This is a genomic window from Novosphingobium sp. CCH12-A3 (assembly GCF_001556015.1).
In the GTDB taxonomy this organism is placed as follows: Bacteria; Pseudomonadota; Alphaproteobacteria; order Sphingomonadales; family Sphingomonadaceae; genus Novosphingobium; species Novosphingobium subterraneum.
On record NZ_LSIA01000044.1, the window covers coordinates 14,520 to 34,477 of the forward strand.

Consider the following 19,958-nt stretch of genomic DNA (forward strand, 5'->3'; position numbering starts at 1 on the left):
GACCTCGTGGCGTCGTTTACCTGACCCGACGTAGCGCGGCGAGACGTGACAGGTTATCCGTAAGGCACTAGCGCGATTGTGTTGCCCGCTCCTCGATGGTCTCGTCGAGACAACTCGATGGATGGTCGGGTCGGGGACGGAGGCGCGCAGAAACGCTGTGACCTTGATGATGACGATGTTCGGAATCCCCGGAGTCTTCAGCGGGCCCTGAGGACCTTTTCCACCTCGTCACAAATCTGCTGGACGGAGAAAGGCTTGGCGAGAAAATGCATGTTCGGGATATCGATCTCGCGGCGAAGCTGCTCCTCGGCATAGCCCGACATGAACAGGAACGGCATGCCCGGGCGGAGTGCCCGAATCTCACGGGCCATGGCCGGGCCATCCATCGTCGGCATGACGACGTCGGACACGACCAGATCGAACTGCCCCCGGCCGATCGCCTCGAGCCCTTCCTCGCCGTCGGCCGCCGTGGTCACCTCATAGCCCTGGCGCACGAGCGCACGCTCGGCAACGGCACGAACGGTGTCCTCATCCTCAACCAGAAGAATCCGACCGCCGCCTGACCATTCCCGCTTCGGTTCGGGGCTTGCCAACTGGCGCGCGGGCGCTTCGCTGGCATCGGGTACATGGACCGGGAGATAGATGCTGAAGCGGGTAAACTTGCCCACCTCGCTTTCGGCAAAGATGAAACCGCCGGACTGCTTCACGATGCCGTACACGGTGGAAAGACCAAGGCCGGTGCCCTTGCCTTTCTCCTTGGTGGTGAAGAACGGCTCGAAGATCTTGCCGATCTGCGACGGCTTGATGCCGTGACCATTATCTTCGACGACAAGCGCGGTGTAATCCCCCAGCGGCAGGATCTCGCTTTTCATCGCGCGGACGTCAGCCGCCGTCACCCGCCGGGTCATCAACTTGACCACGCCACCGCCCTTGGCCCCCGTAGCGGCAAGCTTGTCATTGATGGCATCACGCGCGTTGACGGCGAGGTTCAGCAGCACCTGTTCAAGCTGTGTGGGGTCCGCACGAACAAAGCCAAGGTCGCGATCGTGCACGACTTCCAGCGTGATCTTCTCGCCGATCAGACGCTTCAGCAGCGCGGAGACTTCGGCGACTACGTCGGGCAGTTGCAGCACTTGCGGCCGCAATGTCTGCTGGCGTGAGAACGCAAGAAGCTGCCGCGTGAGCGAGGCTGCACGGTTCGAGTTCGCCTTGATCTGCTGGATGTCGTCGTAATCGCTGTCGCCAGGTGTATGGCGCATCAGCATCAGATCGCAGTAGCCGATGATCGCGGTAAGCACGTTGTTGAAATCGTGCGCAACGCCACCGGCAAGCTGGCCGACGGCCTGCATCTTGGTCGCCTGGGCGATCTCACGCTTGAGCCGGGTTTCTTCCGAGGAATCCTTGAGGCTTAGAAGGACGGCCCCTTCTCCAAGCCCGCGCACGCCCGCAAGGCTGAGCGAGACCGGCTCGTCAGGTGCGGCACGCAAGCGCACTGCCACGTCGCCTGCGGTTGCCTGCCCTTGCGCATAGCGGCGCACGGCATCGACCAGCGCGCCCTTGTCTTCCCGGATGACAATGTCCGACGGGTACGGCGGCGGGATCGTGTCGTCATGGCCAGCAGCGCGCAGGAATGCGGCGTTGGCGAAGAGGAAGCGCCCGTCACGGTCGGTCATCGCCAGACCGAGCGGCAGGCGGGCGAGCAACGCCTCGATCTGCGGCAGGCCCGCCGTGACATCGCCGATGCCCTGCCCGAAGCCGCCGTTGTCAATGAGAAGGAACAGCGAAGTTGTGCGTGATGGATCGGTGTTGGCGACGCCATCGGGGTCGGCCACCGGCACGTGGACGAGCTTGACAGGCGTGCCCTTGCCGCCCTCGCGGGCGTAGTAGATGCGGTCGCTTTCGTCGCTGGCGAGGAACGAGACGAAATCGGCGCCTGCCATCTGGGCACTGACCGAACCCGTCGCGCGCTGGGCGAAGGCTGCGTTGGCCGCGAGGATCACGCCTTCGGGCGAGACCACGGCCGCCTGCAGCCCCTCGCGGGCGAGAGCGCGGCCGACCTTGCCGGCGATGTGCCCCGCCATGTCTGCCACAAGATCCTGCGTGACGACCGGCACGAAGCGCCAGACGAGGTAGTCCTCGCCCCGGCCGACGCGCTGAATCTCTGCCGTCCACGTGCCTTGGCTGGACGCAACGCCGTCGGCCTTTGCAGAGCCATCTCGCCACGCGGCTCGCGTTGCAGCTTCGAGCAACTCGACCGAGCCGCGCTCGACCGGAAGACGTGGCGGTGCGGCGGTGATACCGAACCAGGCCCCCATCAGGCCATTGGCGCAGACCAGCCGCCCTGCCCTGTCGGTGATGGCGATGCCCACATCGTCGCGCGCGATCGCGGCATTGGTGACCGTCCAATCCGGAGCGGCGAAATCCTCGGTAACTGCATCCTGGCGGGGGCGAAGCAAAACGCGCAAGGCTGCGCCGATGACAGTGACCCCTCCTGCAAACCCGGCGGCGAGCAGCGGTTGGCCGGAGATCCCCCAAAGCGCTGCAGCGCTTACCGCAACCGCGCCTGAAAACATGAGCCAATCGCGCAAGGGCACGGTGGGCGTGACCACAGCCCCCCCTTCGCTGACCACGCTCGCCATCAGTCGGGAAAGTCCCGCGCCGCGGCCCGCATGTTGCGCACCTTGCGCTTGTGCGCGGTCCACCAGCGCCAACCGAACGCTGCAAAGACATAGCCGATTGCGGCCGAAACGACCGAAATCAGGAAAAGCCCGATGACAAGGGACGGCGCCGCATCCGATCCAAGCCAGACGAGCCATTCGCCAATGCCCGCGCCTTTGGTAACCATGGCCTGCACGGTCGAGAAATCGGCATGAAAGCCAAAGCTGTTGCCCACGGCAATGGCGCCGGGGAGGAACACGAACAGCGTCGTCGGCGGGATCGATATGAAGGTCATCAGCACGGCGAGCGGGATGTTGCCCCGGCACGGCACGCACATCAAGGCCGCACCTATGATCTGGATGCCGGGAATCAGCGCGAAGATGCCGATGAACAGTCCGGCTGCGACCCCGCGTGGCACCGAACGGCGCGTGAAGCGCCACAGTTCATGCCGGGCGGCAAGCGGGCGCGCGAAGCGGTTCTGCTCCATCTGCTCGCGCGTTGGCATGTTGGCCCGCGCCCAGTTGACGATCCGCTCGAACATTGCGCGTCTGTTGTATCCGTTTCCCGTCCGCCCCGCCACGGGCCCGTTTGTTCGCTTAGACCGGATTTCCTTGCCGGTCGGTGAAGTGCATCACCCGGATCGACCTAGCCGTGGTCCTTCATGATCCGCGCCTTGTCACGCTTCCAGTCGCGGTCCTTCATCGTGGCGCGCTTGTCGGCGACGTTCTTGCCCTTGCACAGCGCGAGCTCGACTTTCGCGCGACCACGGCTGTTGAAGTAGATCGACAGCGGAACCAGCGTCATGCCCTTGCGCTCCACTGCGCCGGTGAACTTGGCGATCTGCCGTTCCTTCAGCAGCAACTTGCGCGGGCGCTTGGGCACGTGGTTGAAGCGGTTGCCGTGGCTGAATTCGGGCACGTTGGAGTTGACCAGCCAGACCTCGCCGCCCTTCACCTCGGCATAGCTTTCGGCAATCGAGCCCTCACCGAAACGGAGGGATTTGACCTCGGTCCCGGTCAGTACGATGCCGGCCTCGTACTTCTCCTCGATGAAGTATTCGAAGCGGGCGCGCCGGTTTTCGGCGACGATCTTCTTCTTGTCGAATTCTGGATGAACGGGACGAGCCATGATGCGGCTGCATGTAGGCGCTGGCCCGACAAAGCGGAAGGGGAACTTCGCACTTTGTCGGGCAGCAGTTTTCCGGACGCGACGCGTCAGATAAGACCGGCGTGCTCCAGCGCCGCGTCGACCGCCTTGCGGGCCGCGTCGTTGCAGGGAACCATGGGCAGGCGCAGTTCGTCCGAGATATCCGGGAAGACGCGGCTCAGCGCGTACTTGACCGGGCCGGGCGAGGCATCCTCGAACATCGCGTAGTGGAGCGGATAGAGCTTGTCGTTAAGCTCGCGCGCCTTTTCGAGATCGTTGGCGGCACAAGCGGCCTGGAACTCGGCGCAGAGCTTCGGCGCGACGTTGGCGGTGACCGAGATGCAGCCCACGGCACCGGCAGCGTTGGCCGGAAGCGCCAATTCATCGTCGCCCGAAAGCTGGCAGAAGTGCTTGCCGATGCCCATGCGATGATCGGTGACGCGCGACAGGTCGCCGCTGGCGTCCTTGATGCCGATGATCTTCTCGGGATAGCGCTTGGCCAGCTCGCACACGGTTTCCGGCAGGATGTCGGTCACCGTACGGCCGGGCACGTTGTAGAGCACGATCGGCAGGTCGTTGTGCTCGGCAAGGTAGCTGAAGTGAGCAATGATGCCCGCCTGGCTTGGCCGATTGTAATATGGCGCGACGCAGAGCGCCGCCTGGGCACCACACTTCTTCGAGAAGTTCATGTGCAGCAGCGCGTTCATCGTATCGTTGCTGCCGCAGCCGGCAATTACCGGAACGCGGCCCGCGGCCTGTTCGACGCAGACTTCGATGACGCGGTGGTGTTCGGCATTGGACAGGGTCGATGCCTCGCCGGTGGTGCCGCAGGGGACCAGCGCCGACGATCCGTTCTCGATCTGCCAGTCGACGAGGCGGCGAAACGCTTTCTCGTCAAACGCTCCATCGCGAAATGGAGTCACTAGGGCCGGAATCGAGCCGGAAAACATGGACAATACCCCTCAATTTACCCCATGATGCAGTTCGGTTCATCGTGATCCGAACCCGCTGGGGGCCTGTTCAGCGCGTGATAAGGAGCCGCTCCATAGTATGTCCGGCATGGACGTGAAAGCCTTGATGTTGCGCTGGGGATTTGCCGGGGTTCTGCTCCAGACGGTGGTCGCCTCGAGCGCAGTGCACGCGAGCGGTGCCGATGGATCCGACTGGGACCGCGCCCGCGCCAATCTCACCGCCAGTCAGGGTGGGCCGATGATGGCTGCTGTGGAACGATGGAAGCTGCTGTCCAGTTCCAACCGCTTCAGCTTTTCCGATTACTCGAATTTCGTGCTGTCGTATCCCGGCTTTCCCGACGAGGAGAAGCTGCGGCGCTATGCCGAGCTTTCGCTGGAACGCGATTTTGCCGAGCCTTCGCGGCTGGTTGCCTATTTCAGCCAGAAGCCGCCGCTGACCAACCTTGGCCGCGCCCAATATGCGCTGGCGTTAACGCAGCTCGGTCGGCCCGAAGCGCGGGAAGCCGCGCGGGCGGCTTGGCGCGGTGGGGCGATGACCGATGCGGCCGAGGCCGCTCTGCTCGCCGCATGGGGCACCAGCTTCACGCCCGACGATCACGATGCGCGGATGGATGCGTTGCTGTGGTCTGGATCGACTGATCAGGCGGCACGGCAGATCGTGTGGGTCAGCCCTGCGCGCAAGGGCATCGACGGGGCGCGACTGGCGGCGATGCAGGGGGGCGATCCCTACGGCATTCTGGCGGGCGTTCCGGCGCAGCAGTTCAACGCCGATCCCGGTTTCATCTTCCAGCGCGTGCGCCAGTTGCGCAAGTCTGGCCAGGGCGCAGCGGCGCGCGATCTGCTCGCCAACCGCCCGTTGCTGGCCCGGCTACCGCTCGACCGCGAAAAGTGGGTCGAGGAACTGCTGGTCAATGCACGGGGTGCGGCGACGTCGGGCGATGCCCGTTCGGCGATGCGGATCGCGGCGGGGATTGATGACGCCTTTGCTCCCGGTGAGGACGTCAGCCAACTGAATTACGGGCTGCGCGACGACTATACTTCGCTGATGTGGCTGGGCGGAACGCAAGGGTATTTCAACACCGGCGATTATGCCGGGGCGGCGCCATTGTTCTGGCGCTATGGCGCCGCGGCGCGCACGCCGGGGACGCGCTCGAAGGGTTTCTACTGGGCCGGAAAGGCCGCAGCACGGGCCGGGCAGCAGGCCGAAGCCCGGCGGTACTTCGAGATGGCGGCGCAGTATGGCGACCAGTTCTATGGCTTGCTGGCGCTCGAGAGGCTGGGCCGTCCGGTGCCGCAATTTGCCAGGGACTCGAACGTCCAACCCTCACCCGATGAACGTAGCCGCTTCTACAGCCAGCCACTGACACTGGCCGTGCGCGAGGTCGCCCGCAATGGAGACTGGAAGACGACCGTACGCTTCTTCAAGGAAGTGGCCGAGCAGCAGCAGACCGAAGCGCAGCACATGATGGTGGCGAACCTGGCGCGTGAGTTGGGGCGGCGCGACCTCGGCGTGATCGTCGGGCAGGCAGCGGCGGCGCGCGGCTACCTCGATTTCCAGCACATCGCCTTCCCGCTGATCCCCGTGCCGCCGGGCTATGAGGCGAAGTGGACCGGCATTCACGCCATCAGCCGGCAGGAAAGCCAGTTCGCGCAGAACGCGGTCAGCCATGCCGGCGCGCGCGGGCTGATGCAGCTGATGCCGGGCACGGCCAATGAGCAGGCGGGCAAGCTGGGGCTGTCGTACAACGCTTCGGCGCTGACGCAGGATGCAGGATACAACATCCAGCTCGGCTCGGGCTATTTCGCGCGCATGCTCGACTATTATCGCGGCTCTTGGCCACTGGCCGTGGCGGCCTACAACGCTGGCCCCGGCAACGTGAACAAGTTCCTGCGCGCCAATGGCGATCCGCGCAATGGCGGTATCGACTGGGTGGAATGGATCGAGAAGATCCCGCTTTCCGAGACACGCAACTACGTCCAGCGCGTGCTGGAAAATGCGGTGGTCTATGAGGCGATGAACCCGCAGTATGCAAGCTATCGCGGGAGCAATCCGATGAGCTACTTTATCGGGAAGCGGGAACCGGGGTGAGCGAGGCTACGCTGATCTTGGGCAGGTATTTTGAGCATGGTATACGGTCGGAAGAAGAGCTTCATGCTGCAATGGTCGGACTGGACCAGTTCGACAATGGCGAGATCGCGTCTCTGACGATTGAACCGAAGAGGTACATTCGCGCCAAGCGTTGCGGGTTGTATTGGTCAGTCACGGCACGCAGTGGCAGCTTATTAACGCTTGCCTCATTCACGGCAGATTCGACCACCGAGTATTCGGCGCGTGTTGTGCAAGAGGCACAGGCCATGCCTTCACTACGGGATCGGATACGGGCCGCCTTTAAGAGGGTGCCGGAGCAAAGCCTTTCGACCGAGCAGGTGAGAACGCTGTTCGGAGAGTTTTTCGGCGGCCGAAGGTATACAATCCCTCGGTCTGGCGCTTGAGAAGCGGGATCCCGGGTCAAGCCCGGGATGGGTTAGTGTTGAGGCCGCAGTTCTCTATCCTACCTGTTTTTGCGGAGCACAAACGGGGAGGTGTCAGCGGTGCAGCCGGTGACGGAGGGATTCTTTCTCTTGCCCCTCCACCAACCGCTTCGCGGGCGGTCCCCCTCCCCATTTGTCCTGCGGAAAAATGGGGCGGATTTGTTGTTTAGATTCTCGTCCTCGCCCACAAACGGGGCATGAAACCTGACGGTCACCCCATCACTCCCGCCGGATTTGCGGCACTACGCGCGCGCTATGACCACCTTCTCGGCACTGAGCGCCCGGCCATCGTCGAAATCGTTAGCTGGGCTGCCGGCAACGGCGACCGGTCGGAGAACGGCGATTATCTCTATGGCCGCAAGCGGATGCGGGAGATTGATCGGGAACTGGCGTTCCTTGCGCGGCGGATGAAGGCGGCGCGGGTGGTCGATCCCGCGCGGCAGGAGGATCGGTCGCGCGTGCTGTTCGGAGCCTGTGTCGAGATTGCCGACGAGGACGACAACCGCAAGGTTCTGACCTTGGTCGGCGATGACGAGCAGGATGCCTCGAAGGGGCTGATCGGATGGAGCGCGCCGATTGCCAAGGCCTTGCGCGGGGCGCGGGTTGGCGATTTGCGTGTGGTGCGGTTGCCTTCGGGCGAGAAGGAGTGGGAAATCATGAGCGTTTCCTATCCCGAAGCCTAGCGCTATGAGCGTTCCCATGAAACGGGGTCGCTTCTACATCATGCGCCACGGCGAGACGGTCTATAATGCGACGCGTCGGCTGCAGGCGAACCACATCCACACGCCGCTTACGCGGCAGGGCTTCGAGCAGGCGGTGGCGATGGGCTGCGCGCTGCGGGCCGAACTGGGCGAGCGACCACAAGTGACGCTGCATATCTCCGACACCGGGCGCGCCTTGCAGACGGCGGCGCTGATTGCCGAGGAACTGGGGCTAGACTGGTTCGCCGGGCAGCGGACGATGGATCTCAAGGAGATCGACATGGGATCGTGGTGCGGCCGATCCTACAGTGATGTCGAGGACGAGGTCGGCCCGATCGTGATCGAAGACCACCTGCTGCGTCCGGCGCCCGATGGCGAGGACTACCCGATGATTGCGGCGCGGCTGAACCGCTGGCTCGAGGGGTTGACCGACGAGAGCGGCGATCACATCGTCGTGATGCACGGCATCTCCAGCCGCGTGTTGCGCGGGATCATGGCGGGCTATCCGGTGCATCCCCTTCACGGCGCACCAATTGCGCCGTCGCTCGTGCAAGGTTCAATTGCGCTGATCCAGGACGGCGAAGAATCGGTCCTGTTCGGCTCGGAACGCGGGATCGAGCACGCCTGATGGGCGATGTCGTCAATCTCCGAGCAGCGCGCAAGGCCAAGGCGCGGGTTTCGCGCGAGGTTGAGGCGCAGGCCAACCGGGCCAAGTTCGGGCGGACCAAGGGCGAAAAGCTGCGCGAGGCGCAAGAAGCGGAACGAGCAGCAAGACAGCTCGATGGCGCGAAACGGGAGGAGCCGTGAGGCGGCTGCTGGTTCTGGCAGCACTGGTGCTTGGCGGGACCGCCGTCGCGCGCGACAGCTTGGGCGTGTTCGGCACTTGGGGCGCGTTTCGCGATCCGGGTGTGCCGCGCTGTTATGCGATTGCCATGGCGGAGAAGGTCAACGGGCGGGAGCAGACTTTCCAGCCCTACTTCACCGTGGGCTACTGGCCCAAGCGCGGCATTCGCGGTGCAGTGCATTTGCGCCTTGCAAGGCGCCTGGCGCCGGGGTCGTCGGTCAACGTCTCGTTTCCCGAAGCCAACTTCACGCTGCAGGCGGGACAGGCCGATGCCTGGCCGATGGACCAGCGCGCCAACGCCGGGATCGTAGCCGCCTTGCGCAGCGCGCCGCGCGTGGTGGTGACGGCGCAAGGGGCGGACGGACGGAGGTTCCGCGATGTATACACGCTTGGCGGTGCAGCCTCTGCCATGGATGCAGCGGCGCTGGGGTGCGCCGGATAGGAAAAGGGCGAGCCCTGGCGGCCCGCCCTTCCCTTGTCTTCAAGCTTGAAGCTTAGAAGCGGATGCCGACGCCAGCAGTCACCGAGTGACGGTCGGTGTCGATGTTGAAGCGGCTCGAGTCCGGCGTGTCGCCGTTGAAGTCGAATTCGCCTTCGCTGTAGTTGGCGTACTTGTATTCGAGCTTCACGAAGGCGTTGGTGCCGATGTTCTGCTCGACGCCCGCGCCGACGCGATAGCCGTCGGTGTCAAGGCGCTGGCGCAGATTGGTCGTGCCGTTCGTGCCCTGCAGGTTGTAACGGGCGTTGCTGTAACCACCCTTGACGTAGACCATGGTGCTCGGGCTCATCGCGTAACCAAGACGGGCGCCGACATAGTACTGGCGACCGGCTTCGACGCGGCCAAGATTGAACACGTTCGGCTGGTCGTTATTGTTGTCCCAGCTGGCGCTGCTGTCGGTGATTTCGGCTTCGGCGCCGGCAACCAGGTTGGTGCCAAGCGGGATATCGTAACCGATGGCGGCACCGTATTCGACGCCGTCGATCGACTGCTTCAGATCACGGTCGCCGTCGACGTCTTCGGTGCTGCCCGAGCGGTTGTGGTCGTAGCCGACGAGAGCTTCAGCGCGAAAGCCGCTGAACGCCTCGGCAGGGGTAGCGTCCTGCGCGTACGCAGGGGCGGCGGCGATGGCGGTGCCGGCGGCGAGAATTGCGCAGATCTTCTTCATGTCTCACTCCATTCGAAAACTTCCTGCCGGTCCTGTTGTCGTTGCGACCCGACAGTGACCGGTGGAATGAGCGGAACTGCATCCGGTTTCCTGAACCTCACACAACAGGAAACCGTGACATTTCAGCCACATAAAATTCGATGAAGTGCAGCGCACGAACGATGAAATGCTGGAACACCGCGGCCCCCAAGGCGTTCGCGCGAGCCTCGGTTTGCGCCCGGGGCCACGAATCACTATATGCGCGCGATGCAGAGCCAGATCGATCCCAGCCCTTCGCTTCCCGCCAACATGCCCATTGCTGGGCACGTTGATCCCGTGCCCGTGCCGCGCGAGGTGACGCCGCGCGAGGATGGACGGGTGGACCTCATTGGCCTGCCGAAGAAGCAGATCGCCTCGCTATTCGAAGCCGCGGGTCTTGATGCCAAAGCGGCCAAGCTGCGCGCGAAGCAGGTGTTTCACTGGCTTTATCATCGCGGCGTGACCGACTTCGAAGCGATGACCGACATCGCCAAGACGATGCGCCCATGGCTGGCGGAGCGCTTCGTCATCGGCCGCCCGGACATTGTCGAGGCGCAGGTTTCAACCGATGGCACGCGCAAGTGGCTGCTGCGCACGGCAGACAAGCACGATTTCGAGATGGTGTTCATCCCCGACGCCGATCGCGGCACGCTTTGCGTTTCGAGCCAGGTCGGCTGCACGCTCAATTGCCGCTTCTGCCACACCGGCACGATGCGCCTGGTGCGCAACCTCACCCCGGGCGAGATCGTCGGCCAGGTCATGCTCGCACGCGATGCGCTGGGCGAATGGCCCAAGGCTGGCGGTACGATGGCCGGGCTCGACTTCGACGATGAGGACGAGGAGGCTGCCAGCGCCTATACCCCCGATGGTCGCCTGCTGACGAACATCGTGATGATGGGCATGGGGGAGCCGCTCTACAATTTCGACAATGTGCGCGATGCGCTCAAGCTGGTCATGGACGGCGACGGGCTCGCCCTGTCGAAGCGTCGCATCACGCTCTCGACCAGCGGCGTCGTGCCGATGATGGAGCGCTGCGGCGAGGAGATCGGGGTGAACCTCGCGGTCTCTCTCCACGCGGTGACCAAGGACGTGCGCGACGAGATCGTGCCGATCAACCGCAAGTACGGCATCGACGAACTGCTGCAGGCCTGTTCTGACTATCCCGGCGCTTCGAACGCCCGCCGCATCACCTTCGAGTACGTGATGCTGAAGGACAAGAACGACAGCGACGACGACGCGCGCGAGCTGGTGCGCCTGATCCGTCAGTACAAGTTGCCGGCCAAGGTCAACCTGATCCCGTTCAACCCCTGGCCCGGCGCACCCTACGAGTGCTCCAGCCCGGAGCGGATCAAGAGCTTCGCGAATATCGTGTTCGAAGCCGGGATCAGCGCACCGGTACGCACGCCACGCGGGCGCGACATCGACGCAGCCTGCGGGCAGTTGAAGACGGCAGCGGAGAAGAAGAGCCGCGCCGAACTCGACCGTCTTGCTGAAGAGAAGATGGCCGCGCTCGGCTGAGCAGTCATCCAACCTTGCGCTGAACGACCGGTTCGGGTTCGTTTCTGACCGGTGGAGTGCCCGATACGGCAGCGATGCGCCCGCCCTCGTCGAGCCGCAGCGGCATGGAGAATTCCACGCCCATACGGTCATCGCTTGACCAGCGGCAGGTTGCCGTAACCACGTGGTTCTCTGCCAACAGTACCCGGAAGATCGTTCCCGGAGGCACGTTCCACAAGCCTTCGATCAGCGCCCCGGTCTGGCTGATATTGCGGACCATCGCGTTGTAGCGATGGCCGCCGTGATCGAGGACGACCTTGCGCAGCATGGACTGGCGCGCGGCGCGCGCGGAACGTGGCCCTTGCGCGATAGCCATGAGGCCGGTTGAAAGACGGGCAGCGGCGTTCATAGCCGATAGCGGACGCTCGTAGATATAGCCCTGCACGTGGCTGCAGCCGAGCATCCGGACCAGGTCAAGTTCGTCCAGGGTCTCGACCCCTTCGGCCGTCGTTTCCATGCCCAGCGCCTCGGCAAGGCTGACGATCGAGGCGATGATCGCGCCGTTGCGGCTGCCGGGTTGGGTGGCGCCGCGCACGAAGCTCTGGTCGATCTTGATCTTGTCGAACGGCGCAGACCTCAGGTAGCCCAGCGAGGAATACCCTGTGCCGAAATCGTCCAGCGCCAGGCGCACGCCGATGGCCTTCAACGACTTGAACATCTGGTCGGTGCCCTCGTCGTCATTGAGAAACACGCTTTCGGTGATCTCCAGTTCGAGGCGTTCTGCTGCAACCTGCGAACTCGCCAGCGCGTTTGTGACGATCACTGGAAGCGACGGATTGGCGAACTGTAGCGGCGAGACGTTTACCGCTACGCGCACGTTATCGGGCCAGCGCGCCAAGTCCTGACAAGCGGTGCGCAGCGCCCATTCGCCAATCGGCGCGATCAGACCGGTATCTTCTGCGATGGGAATGAAACGGCTCGGGCTGATCCAGCCGTGCTCGGGGTGGTTCCAGCGCAGCAGCGCCTCGAATCCGGTAATCTTCTCGGTCGCTGTCTGCACGACTGGCTGATAGTAAAGCTCAAGACCACCATTCGAGACCGCATCGCGCAGGTCTTCTTCCATCTGGCGGCGCTCTTCGGCATCGCTGTGCAGGTCCGGCGCATAGAAGTGGAAGCGTCCGCGTCCGCCATCCTTGGCGGCATAGAGCGCCAGGTCGGCATTGCGGATCAGCGCCTCGCTGGTCACGCCATCGTCCGGCGCCAGCGCGATGCCGACCGAGGCGCCGATCATCACGCGGCTGCCCTCGATTGAGTAAGGCTGCGACAGGCTCTCAATGATGCGGTGGGCCAGATGGCCAAGTTGCTCGCGCTCGATCTTGCCAGGCAAAATCACCTGGAATTCATCGCCACCGAGGCGGCCGACACGGCCCATCTTGCCCACGACCCGCTCCAGACGCTGCGCGACCTGCTTGAGCAGCGCATCGCCGGCGGGATGGCCTAGCGTATCGTTCACCTGCTTGAAGCGATCGAGGTCGAGCAGGAAGACCGTGCAGGCGCGCTGATGCAGTTGCGGAGCGAGAAGGATCTTCTCCAGCGTCTGCGACATGCGGAAGCGGTTGGACAGGCCTGTCAGCGAATCAAAGTGCGCCAACCGCGAAGCATGCTCCTGCGAACGGCGTTTTTCGGTAAGATCCGTGCCCGAGCCGCGGAAACCGGTGAAGTTGTTGAACGTGTCGTAGGTCGGCCGGCCGGTGATCGACCACCAGCGTTCCTCTTCCGCTGTCGCTGCCCGCACCGCAAGTTCGCCGAAGCTGGATCGCGCGGAGAGGTGAAAGGCCAGCGTACGTTCGCCTTCGCCCGATTGCTCGGACAGGTTGAACAGCTCGGCAAAGGGACGGCCGATCAGATCGTCGACCTTGCGACCGAGAATCTCGGCAACGGGTGTGGAAAGATATGTCAGCTGACCACGACGATCAGTTTCCCAGAACCAGCCCTGCCCCGTCTCTTCATAATCGGAAAGAATTTCCTGTGCGCGGGTGGAAGCGCGCTGGTCGTTCTCCAGCTTCTCGCGAAGCAGCAGGTCGATCTTGCGCTGGCGCAGGTAGGCTGCGACGGCAATCGCAACACCTACCAGCAAAGAGAAGTAGCCGCCGAACGTGCTGGCTACGCAGGTGACACCCGACCACACGGAGATCTGAGCCGCCAGTACGCCGACCAACCGGCCCGAGAGCACCACTGTCGCCAGCAACGAAACAGTTGCCACTGCGACGAGGCAGTAGAACCAATCGATCTGACCCGAAGTGCCCCAGACGCCCATGGCAGAGCCAAACAGAAACATGGGCAAGGCAACTGCCACGCCCATCAGCGCCATCCGCTGCCCGGTCTCCATCTCGCTTTGCGCTTCACGGCGCACCGCGAGCTTCGAAAGGTGCGCCGCAATAGCGGCGACAACCGCCAGGAGTGCTGCAAGCGGGTTCGGGATTACCAGGTTGAAACCGGCAACCAGCAGCGGAAGCACCAGCATGACATAGGCCATTTGCGGCCATTCCGGCGCTATCAGGCGGTTCGCCGAATCGCTGCCAAACAGAAAACTGGCCCCTGCTTCGGGCGCTGCCGGGACGACAGGACGTTCCCGCCGACGCGTACGCGCGAAGTCGCGCGTGGCAGTTTGCCTGTTTGGTTGAGTTTCAGCGTCTCCCGGCATGGCGCGTGTTTGCACGACCGTGCTTTGAGAAAGCGTTAAGCGATCCGCATTCGTGTACTTTTGCTGCGAGTGCGAAGGTGCTAGTCAGCGGCTGTAGCGTGGGGTCATAGTGAACAGTACACCGAAACAATCAAAGATCGGCGTTGCCGGACGTCGTCTCAACATTGCGCGCTGGCACGAAGGGGCCGGAAGAGGCCAATATCGCCCTCTGCTCATGCTCAACGGTATCGGCATGAACCTCGAACTGCTTGCCCCCGTCGCCCGGGCGCTGCCAGAGCGCGAGGTGATCTGCTTCGACATGCCGGGCATCGGTGGCTCGCCCGATCCAGTACTGCCCTATACGATTCCGAGCATGGCGCTGACCACGGCGTCGCTGCTCGATCTTTTGGGCATCGAACAGGTCGATATCCTCGGGATCAGTTGGGGCGGCGCGCTGACCCAGCAATTCGCCTTCCAGCACCGCGCACGGACCGGCCGGATCGTTCTTGCGGCCACGGCGTCCGGCGGCGCGACCATGGTACCCGGCAATAGCTCCATGCTCGCCCACCTGTCCGATCCACGTGAGTACACGGTAGAGCGGACACTGCGCCGGAACCTCGCCTCGATCTACAATGGTGGCGGCAGCGGCAAGGTCTCGCTCAATGCGGCCAAGGCGCCCTCGCCGCTCGGCTTCTCATATCAGATGATGGCGTTTGCGACATGGAGCAGCGTGCCGTTCCTGCCGCTTCTGTCCATGCCGGTGATGATCATGGCCGACGAGGAGGACCAGCTGGTTCCGGCCTCTAATGCCCATTTCCTTCACAATGCCATTCCCCACAGCCGGATCGAGATGTTCCACGGCGGTGGTCACCTGTTCATGCTGTCCCAGCGTGACCGCTTCATCGAAAAGCTGCGCGCCTTCCTGGACGAGGATATCCACCGCGGCTGATCGTGAACCTCGCTGGCCCGCTTTCCTTTTGCTGTCTTGACGATAGCATCGACGCAAGACTCGAAAGGCTGAGGAGAGGCCATGCGGCATATCGCGATCGTCGGTTCGGGACCGGCCGGGTACTACACCGCGGAAGCCGCGCAAAAGCAGTGGGGCGATGACGTCCGCATCGACATCTTCGACATGCTGCCGGTGCCCTACGGCCTCATTCGCTTCGGGGTCGCGCCGGATCACCAGTCGATCAAGGGCGTAACCCGGCGCTATGAACAGACCGCGCTTGCCGACAACGTGCGCTTCGTCGGCAACGTCAAGGTTGGCCAGGACGTCTCGATCGCGGAACTGCAGGATTTGTACGACGCGGTCGTGCTTGCCACTGGCGCGCCACGTGACAAGGACATCGGCATTCCCGGCGACCATCTGAAAAACGTCTTCGGCAGCGCTGCTTTTGTCGGATGGTACAATGGCCACCCGGAATTCGCCGCGCTCGATCCTGATTTGTCCGGCCACACCGCCGTAGTCATCGGCATGGGCAACGTCGCACTCGACGTGACGCGCATCCTTTCCAAGACGCGCGAGGAGTTTGCCGGAAGCGACATCGTGGCGCACGCGCTTGAACGGCTGATGGCCTCGAAGATCAAGCGAATTGTCATTCTCGGGCGGCGCGGAACTCACCAGATCATGATGACGCCCAAGGAACTGGGTGAGCTTGGCCACCTTTCCCGCACCGCCCCGTGGGTGGATCCGCGCGACTTGCCCGAAGAAGTGGAAGACGCGCTGCTTGAACCGGGCATCCGCAAGTCCGTGACACATTTGCGCTCTTTCGCGGCCATCCCGGAAAGCCATCGCGCCGACCTGCCGCTGGAGGTGGAATTCGATTTCTTCGCCTCGCCCCAGGGGCTGATGGGCGAAGGCCAGGTGCAGGCGATTTCCGTTGAGCGCACGCGTATCGAGGCGGGCCGCGCGGTCGGCACAGGCGAGTTCTACGAAATTCCGGCGAACCTGGTGATCTCGTGCATCGGATACCAGACTTCGCCGATCGAAGGCGTGCCCTTCGATGATGGCGCCGGCCGCTTTGCCAATGACGAAGGGCGCATCCTCCCCGGCCTTTATTGCGTGGGCTGGGCGCGGCGGGGGCCTTCGGGCACGATCGGCACCAACCGTCCGGATGGCTTCGGCATCGTCGAAATGATCGCCGAGGACTTTCCCCAGAGCCAACGCAAGACCGGGCGCGTTGGCTTCGATGCCCTCGCAGCGGCCCGCAAGCTGGACGTGGTCAGCTTCGACGACTGGAAGAAGATTGAGGAAGCCGAAACGTTGCGCGCACGGGACGATGCTCCGCGCGAGAAATTCGTGGACGTCGAAGAGATGATTAGGGCCAGCGGCCATGATTGATGCAACGCTCCGCCCGCACAGTTGACCGTCGGGCAAACCTCTGACTTAATCGCCCGGTTAACGCGACAGGCGACCAGCTTGAGTCGGCCTGCGCGGGGAGAAGGAGCCAGCTTATGCCAGCCTATGACATGATCATCCGCAATGGGACGATCGTCGACGGAACCGGCGCGCCGCGCTTTACCGGTGACGTTGCCGTAAAGAATGGCCTAATTGCCGCCGTCGGCACTGTGCGCGGCGATGCTGCCGAGGAGATCGATGCCACCGGCCGTGTCGTTGCGCCGGGGTGGGTGGACGTACACACGCACTACGATGGTCAGGCGACTTGGGACGCCGAAATGGCGCCTTCTTCCTGGCATGGTGTGACCACCGTGGTCATGGGCAACTGCGGCGTCGGCTTCGCCCCCGCCGCGCCTGATCGCCACGATTGGCTGATCGGCCTTATGGAAGGCGTGGAAGACATTCCGGGCACTGCGCTGGCCGAGGGCATGACCTGGGACTGGGAGACTTTCCCCGAGTACCTCGATGCGCTGGAGAAGATGCCGCGCGCGGTCGATATCGGCACGCACGTGCCGCACGGGGCGGTACGCGCTTATGTGCTGGGTGATCGCGAGAAACCGGGTGCAATCCCGACCGAGGACGACATCCGCAAGATGGCAGAGATCGTCGAGGAAGGTGTCCGTGCCGGCGCGCTCGGCTTTTCGACCAGCCGCACGGTGATCCACAAGTCGGTCGATGGCGAAGTGGTCCCCGGCACCACGGCCACGGCGGAAGAGCTGATCGAGATCGGGCGCGCGATGGGCCGTGTTGGCCATGGCGTGTTCGAAATGGCTTCCGACATGCGCCGCGAATGGGATGAGTTCGGCTGGATGGGGGCGCTCAGCCGTGAGACCGGGCTGCCCGTCACCTATGCGGCGCTGCAGTCCATCGCCAAGGAACTGCCGCTTGAGGAACAGATTGCAGAAATGCGCCGCCAGAACGCGCAAGGGGCAAACATCGTCGCCCAGATCGCTCTGCGCGGAAACGGCGTGATCATGGCCTGGCAGGGCACGATCCATCCCTTCCGCTTCCGGCCAAGCTATGTGGCGATCGCCGACCTGCCCTGGAAAGAGCAACTCGCCCACCTCAAGGACCCGGCCTTCCGCGAGAAAGTCCTGTCCGAAGCAAACGAGTACCCGGAAAGCGACATCATCGGCCTGCTCATGATGATCTCGCAAGGCTGGCACAACCAGTTCATCATGGACGACGGCTTCGATTACGAGCCGCAGGCCGAAGCCAGCGTGCTCGCCCGTGCAAAGTCGGCAGGCGTTGCGCCGGACGCCTATGCTTACGACAAGCTGATGGAGAATGACGGAACCGGCTTCATCTACCTGCCGATCCTGAATTACGCCGATGGCAACCTCGATTTCCTGGAGGCATTGCAAGCATCCGAAGATACCGTGAACTCGCTCTCCGATGGCGGAGCGCATTGCGGAACGATCTGCGACGCGGCCAGTCCGACGTTCATGCTCCAGCATTGGGTCCGGGATCGCCAGCGTGGCGGCAGGATCAGCCTGGAACATGCCGTGAAGCGCCAGTGCCACGATACGGCGAGGCTCTACGGGCTGGACGATCGCGGCATATTGGCACCGGGATACCTGGCCGATATCAACATCATCGACTTCGACAACATCAAGTTGCTCAAACCTTGGTTGGCGTTTGACCTGCCTGCGGGCGGCAAGCGCCTGCTCCAGAAGGCCGAGGGGTATGACTATACCATCAAGGGCGGCAAGGTGACGTTCCGCAAGGGAGAATGGACCGGGGCGACGCCGGGCGTGCTGATCCGCGGCCCGCAGCGGGCGGATCTGCTCGAAGCGGCAGAATGACGCAAGCAGGCCCGCCCCTTCATTCGGGGGCGGGCCTGCCGGCTTTCACGTTAATTCAGGCAGCGTTGCGGAACGTTGCATTCGCAGAATGGCCGAAGTTGCCCTGAAGCCTGAATTGCGAAACCAGCGAAGACAGGCGGTTGGCCTCGCCCGCAAGGCTTCGTGCCGCTGCCGTGGCTTCCTCGACCATCGCAGCGTTTTGCTGGGTCATGGTGTCCATCTCACGCACGGTCTCGCGAACCTGGCCAATGCTGCCAGCCTGATCCTGCGCCATCGCGGCGATGCTGCTGGCAAGCTGGGCGACATGGCCGACCTGCTCCACGATAAGGGCAAAGGTATCCCCGGTCTGCCCCACAAGGCTCACCCCGCGCTCTACCTGCGTCGAACTGGCCGTTATCAGGTGCTTGATATCCCGGGCGGCGTCTGCAGTGCGCTGCGCCAGCGCGCGAACCTCGGTGGCCACGACCGCGAACCCCCGGCCAGCATCTCCGGCACGGGCCGCCTCTACGCCCGCGTTCAACGCAAGCAGGTTTGTCTGGAACGCGATGCCATCGATGACAGAAATGATCTTGCCGATCTCCTGCGCCGAATTGTGAATATCGTTCATGGCCTGGACCGCTTCGCTGACGACTTCGCCGCCGCGCATCGCCTCGCCATGCGCCTGCTGCACCGAATCGTGCATGTGCGCCGCATCGCCTGCCGTCGTATTGACGGTCGAGGCCAGCGCAGTGACCGCCGCCGATGCTTCCTCCAGGCTCGCCGCCTGCTGTTCGGTACGGCGCGCCAGATCGTCGGAAGCCTGGCGGATCTGCTTGGCCCCGACGTCAACCGAGCCGGATGTGTCGGCCACGTTGCGCAACACGCCTGAAACCTGGACCCGCATGCCGTCGAGATGCTTCTGCAGTTCCGCAAACGCTGTCGGCAAATCCGGCACCGGAGTGGCAAAATCACCTTCCGCCATCGCGCGCAAGGTTGCGCTCACTTCGTCGATGACCGCAACTCGCGCAGCTTCCTCGGCCTTGAAGTACGTCGAAAGCGCCACCTCCATGTCCAGCAGCGCCATCTTGATCATGGAACCGACAGACCTGGCCAACTGCCGCCGACGGAAGATTGCCGTGAAGCCTGCGAACATCTTGTTTACGATGTTCTCGAGCACGGAGGCATAGGCGCCAATATACCAGCCCGGCTCAAGTCCGATCCGAGCATGCACGTTGCCAATCCGCTCGGCGCTGTCGAAATAGGCTTTGTCGACAGAGCCGCCAAACATCCCGGCCCAATGCTCTATCTGCTTGTCACGAGCATGGTTCATCGCAGCGCGCGAACCGAAGAAGCGGGATGTCTCCGGGGTTGCGGAAATCTGGTCGTAAAGATTGTCCAGTGCAGGCGGTGCGTGCTTGCGCAACGCCGATGCGATCTCAGAGCCCGATCCGAAACTAAGTTGAGTGGTATCAGTGGGTTAGCTTGACGACCCGCCCAGTCGTTGAGGTCGCGTCCGTCAATGTGGTGTAAAATCGGGTGTGGCCATTGGGCTGCATTTTC

The 19,958-nt window shown here is 63.4% G+C and carries 16 protein-coding genes; 9 read left to right on the plus strand and 7 right to left on the minus strand.

Going from position 1 to position 19,958, the window contains the following annotated elements:
* Positions 1 to 197: 197 nt before the first annotated feature.
* From AX703_RS03315 to dapA, 4 genes are all read right to left on the minus strand, one after another.
* Positions 198 to 2,639, minus strand: coding sequence for a response regulator (locus AX703_RS03315; RefSeq protein WP_062342621.1), 2,442 nt, complete (start codon positions 2,637 to 2,639; stop codon positions 198 to 200).
* Positions 2,639 to 3,199 carry a DUF2062 domain-containing protein gene (locus tag AX703_RS03320; protein WP_062342641.1) on the minus strand — a complete coding sequence of 187 codons (561 nt, stop codon included), beginning with the start codon at positions 3,197 to 3,199 and terminating at the stop codon, positions 2,639 to 2,641. The genes AX703_RS03315 and AX703_RS03320 overlap by 1 nt, the downstream gene beginning before the upstream one ends.
* 104 nt (positions 3,200 to 3,303) lie before the next feature.
* Entirely contained in the window at positions 3,304 to 3,786 is a 483-nt protein-coding gene (gene smpB, locus AX703_RS03325) for an SsrA-binding protein SmpB (RefSeq protein ID WP_039334817.1), read from the minus strand.
* 86 nt (positions 3,787 to 3,872) lie between these two features.
* Complete coding sequence (gene dapA / locus AX703_RS03330) at positions 3,873 to 4,754, minus strand: 4-hydroxy-tetrahydrodipicolinate synthase (protein ID WP_062342622.1); 882 nt, start codon at positions 4,752 to 4,754, stop codon at positions 3,873 to 3,875.
* Positions 4,755 to 4,854: 100 nt separating this feature from the next.
* Here dapA and AX703_RS03335 point away from each other — a divergent pair, with 100 nt between their 5' ends.
* From AX703_RS03335 to AX703_RS03360, 5 genes are all read left to right on the plus strand, one after another.
* A complete protein-coding gene (locus tag AX703_RS03335) occupies positions 4,855 to 6,864 on the plus strand; it encodes a lytic transglycosylase domain-containing protein (RefSeq protein ID WP_062342624.1) in 2,010 nt (669 codons plus the stop codon).
* A 640-nt stretch (positions 6,865 to 7,504) separates the two neighbouring features.
* A complete protein-coding gene (gene greB, locus AX703_RS03345; protein WP_039334807.1) occupies positions 7,505 to 7,990 on the plus strand; it encodes a transcription elongation factor GreB in 486 nt (161 codons plus the stop codon).
* Between the two features lie 16 nt (positions 7,991 to 8,006).
* Positions 8,007 to 8,636, plus strand: coding sequence for a phosphoglycerate mutase family protein (locus AX703_RS03350; protein WP_039334971.1), 630 nt, complete (start codon positions 8,007 to 8,009; stop codon positions 8,634 to 8,636).
* The gene (locus AX703_RS03355) at positions 8,636 to 8,815 is read left to right on the plus strand and encodes a DUF4169 family protein (protein ID WP_039334804.1); all 180 of its coding nucleotides are present in this window, start codon (positions 8,636 to 8,638) and stop codon (positions 8,813 to 8,815) included. The genes AX703_RS03350 and AX703_RS03355 overlap by 1 nt, the downstream gene beginning before the upstream one ends.
* The gene (locus AX703_RS03360) at positions 8,812 to 9,294 is read left to right on the plus strand and encodes a hypothetical protein (RefSeq protein WP_039334801.1); all 483 of its coding nucleotides are present in this window, start codon (positions 8,812 to 8,814) and stop codon (positions 9,292 to 9,294) included. The genes AX703_RS03355 and AX703_RS03360 overlap by 4 nt, the downstream gene beginning before the upstream one ends.
* A 52-nt stretch (positions 9,295 to 9,346) precedes the next feature.
* Here AX703_RS03360 and AX703_RS03365 read toward each other — a convergent pair whose 3' ends face one another.
* A complete protein-coding gene (locus tag AX703_RS03365) occupies positions 9,347 to 10,018 on the minus strand; it encodes an outer membrane protein (RefSeq protein WP_062342626.1) in 672 nt (223 codons plus the stop codon).
* 237 nt (positions 10,019 to 10,255) lie between these two features.
* Here AX703_RS03365 and rlmN point away from each other — a divergent pair, with 237 nt between their 5' ends.
* Positions 10,256 to 11,554 (plus strand): 23S rRNA (adenine(2503)-C(2))-methyltransferase RlmN, encoded by a 1,299-nt coding sequence (gene rlmN, locus AX703_RS03370; RefSeq protein WP_062342628.1) that lies wholly within the window; start codon positions 10,256 to 10,258, stop codon positions 11,552 to 11,554.
* A gap of 4 nt (positions 11,555 to 11,558) precedes the next feature.
* Here the strand turns inward: rlmN and AX703_RS03375 are convergent, their stop codons facing one another.
* Entirely contained in the window at positions 11,559 to 14,069 is a 2,511-nt protein-coding gene (locus AX703_RS03375) for an EAL domain-containing protein (protein WP_231735347.1), read from the minus strand.
* Between the two features lie 277 nt (positions 14,070 to 14,346).
* Here AX703_RS03375 and AX703_RS03380 point away from each other — a divergent pair, with 277 nt between their 5' ends.
* The 3 genes from AX703_RS03380 to AX703_RS03390 all read left to right on the plus strand — a co-directional run bounded on the left by AX703_RS03380 (position 14,347) and on the right by AX703_RS03390 (position 18,419).
* Positions 14,347 to 15,165 (plus strand): alpha/beta fold hydrolase, encoded by an 819-nt coding sequence (locus AX703_RS03380; protein WP_039334795.1) that lies wholly within the window; start codon positions 14,347 to 14,349, stop codon positions 15,163 to 15,165.
* An 81-nt stretch (positions 15,166 to 15,246) separates the two neighbouring features.
* Complete coding sequence (locus AX703_RS03385; RefSeq protein ID WP_062342632.1) at positions 15,247 to 16,557, plus strand: FAD-dependent oxidoreductase; 1,311 nt, start codon at positions 15,247 to 15,249, stop codon at positions 16,555 to 16,557.
* Between the two features lie 113 nt (positions 16,558 to 16,670).
* Positions 16,671 to 18,419 carry an amidohydrolase family protein gene (locus AX703_RS03390; RefSeq protein ID WP_062342634.1) on the plus strand — a complete coding sequence of 583 codons (1,749 nt, stop codon included), beginning with the start codon at positions 16,671 to 16,673 and terminating at the stop codon, positions 18,417 to 18,419.
* Between the two features lie 55 nt (positions 18,420 to 18,474).
* Here the strand turns inward: AX703_RS03390 and AX703_RS03395 are convergent, their stop codons facing one another.
* A complete protein-coding gene (locus AX703_RS03395; RefSeq protein ID WP_062342637.1) occupies positions 18,475 to 19,821 on the minus strand; it encodes a globin-coupled sensor protein in 1,347 nt (448 codons plus the stop codon).
* Positions 19,822 to 19,958: the final 137 nt, after the last annotated feature.

What these genes read in the sequence shown, in the direction of transcription:
- smpB (WP_039334817.1), bottom strand. Translation starts at nt 3,786, where the DNA reads ATGGCTCGTCCCGTTCATCCAGAATTCGACAAGAAGAAGATCGTCGCC.
- AX703_RS03355 (WP_039334804.1), top strand. Translation starts at nt 8,636, where the DNA reads ATGGGCGATGTCGTCAATCTCCGAGCAGCGCGCAAGGCCAAGGCGCGG.
- rlmN (WP_062342628.1), top strand. Translation starts at nt 10,256, where the DNA reads ATGCGCGCGATGCAGAGCCAGATCGATCCCAGCCCTTCGCTTCCCGCC.
- AX703_RS03320 (WP_062342641.1), bottom strand. Translation starts at nt 3,199, where the DNA reads ATGTTCGAGCGGATCGTCAACTGGGCGCGGGCCAACATGCCAACGCGC.
- AX703_RS03375 (WP_231735347.1), bottom strand. Translation starts at nt 14,069, where the DNA reads ATGGCCTATGTCATGCTGGTGCTTCCGCTGCTGGTTGCCGGTTTCAAC.
- AX703_RS03365 (WP_062342626.1), bottom strand. Translation starts at nt 10,018, where the DNA reads ATGAAGAAGATCTGCGCAATTCTCGCCGCCGGCACCGCCATCGCCGCC.
- dapA (WP_062342622.1), bottom strand. Translation starts at nt 4,754, where the DNA reads ATGTTTTCCGGCTCGATTCCGGCCCTAGTGACTCCATTTCGCGATGGA.
- AX703_RS03390 (WP_062342634.1), top strand. Translation starts at nt 16,671, where the DNA reads ATGCCAGCCTATGACATGATCATCCGCAATGGGACGATCGTCGACGGA.
- AX703_RS03315 (WP_062342621.1), bottom strand. Translation starts at nt 2,639, where the DNA reads ATGGCGAGCGTGGTCAGCGAAGGGGGGGCTGTGGTCACGCCCACCGTG.
- greB (WP_039334807.1), top strand. Translation starts at nt 7,505, where the DNA reads ATGAAACCTGACGGTCACCCCATCACTCCCGCCGGATTTGCGGCACTA.
- AX703_RS03385 (WP_062342632.1), top strand. Translation starts at nt 15,247, where the DNA reads ATGCGGCATATCGCGATCGTCGGTTCGGGACCGGCCGGGTACTACACC.
- AX703_RS03350 (WP_039334971.1), top strand. Translation starts at nt 8,007, where the DNA reads ATGAAACGGGGTCGCTTCTACATCATGCGCCACGGCGAGACGGTCTAT.
- AX703_RS03335 (WP_062342624.1), top strand. Translation starts at nt 4,855, where the DNA reads ATGTCCGGCATGGACGTGAAAGCCTTGATGTTGCGCTGGGGATTTGCC.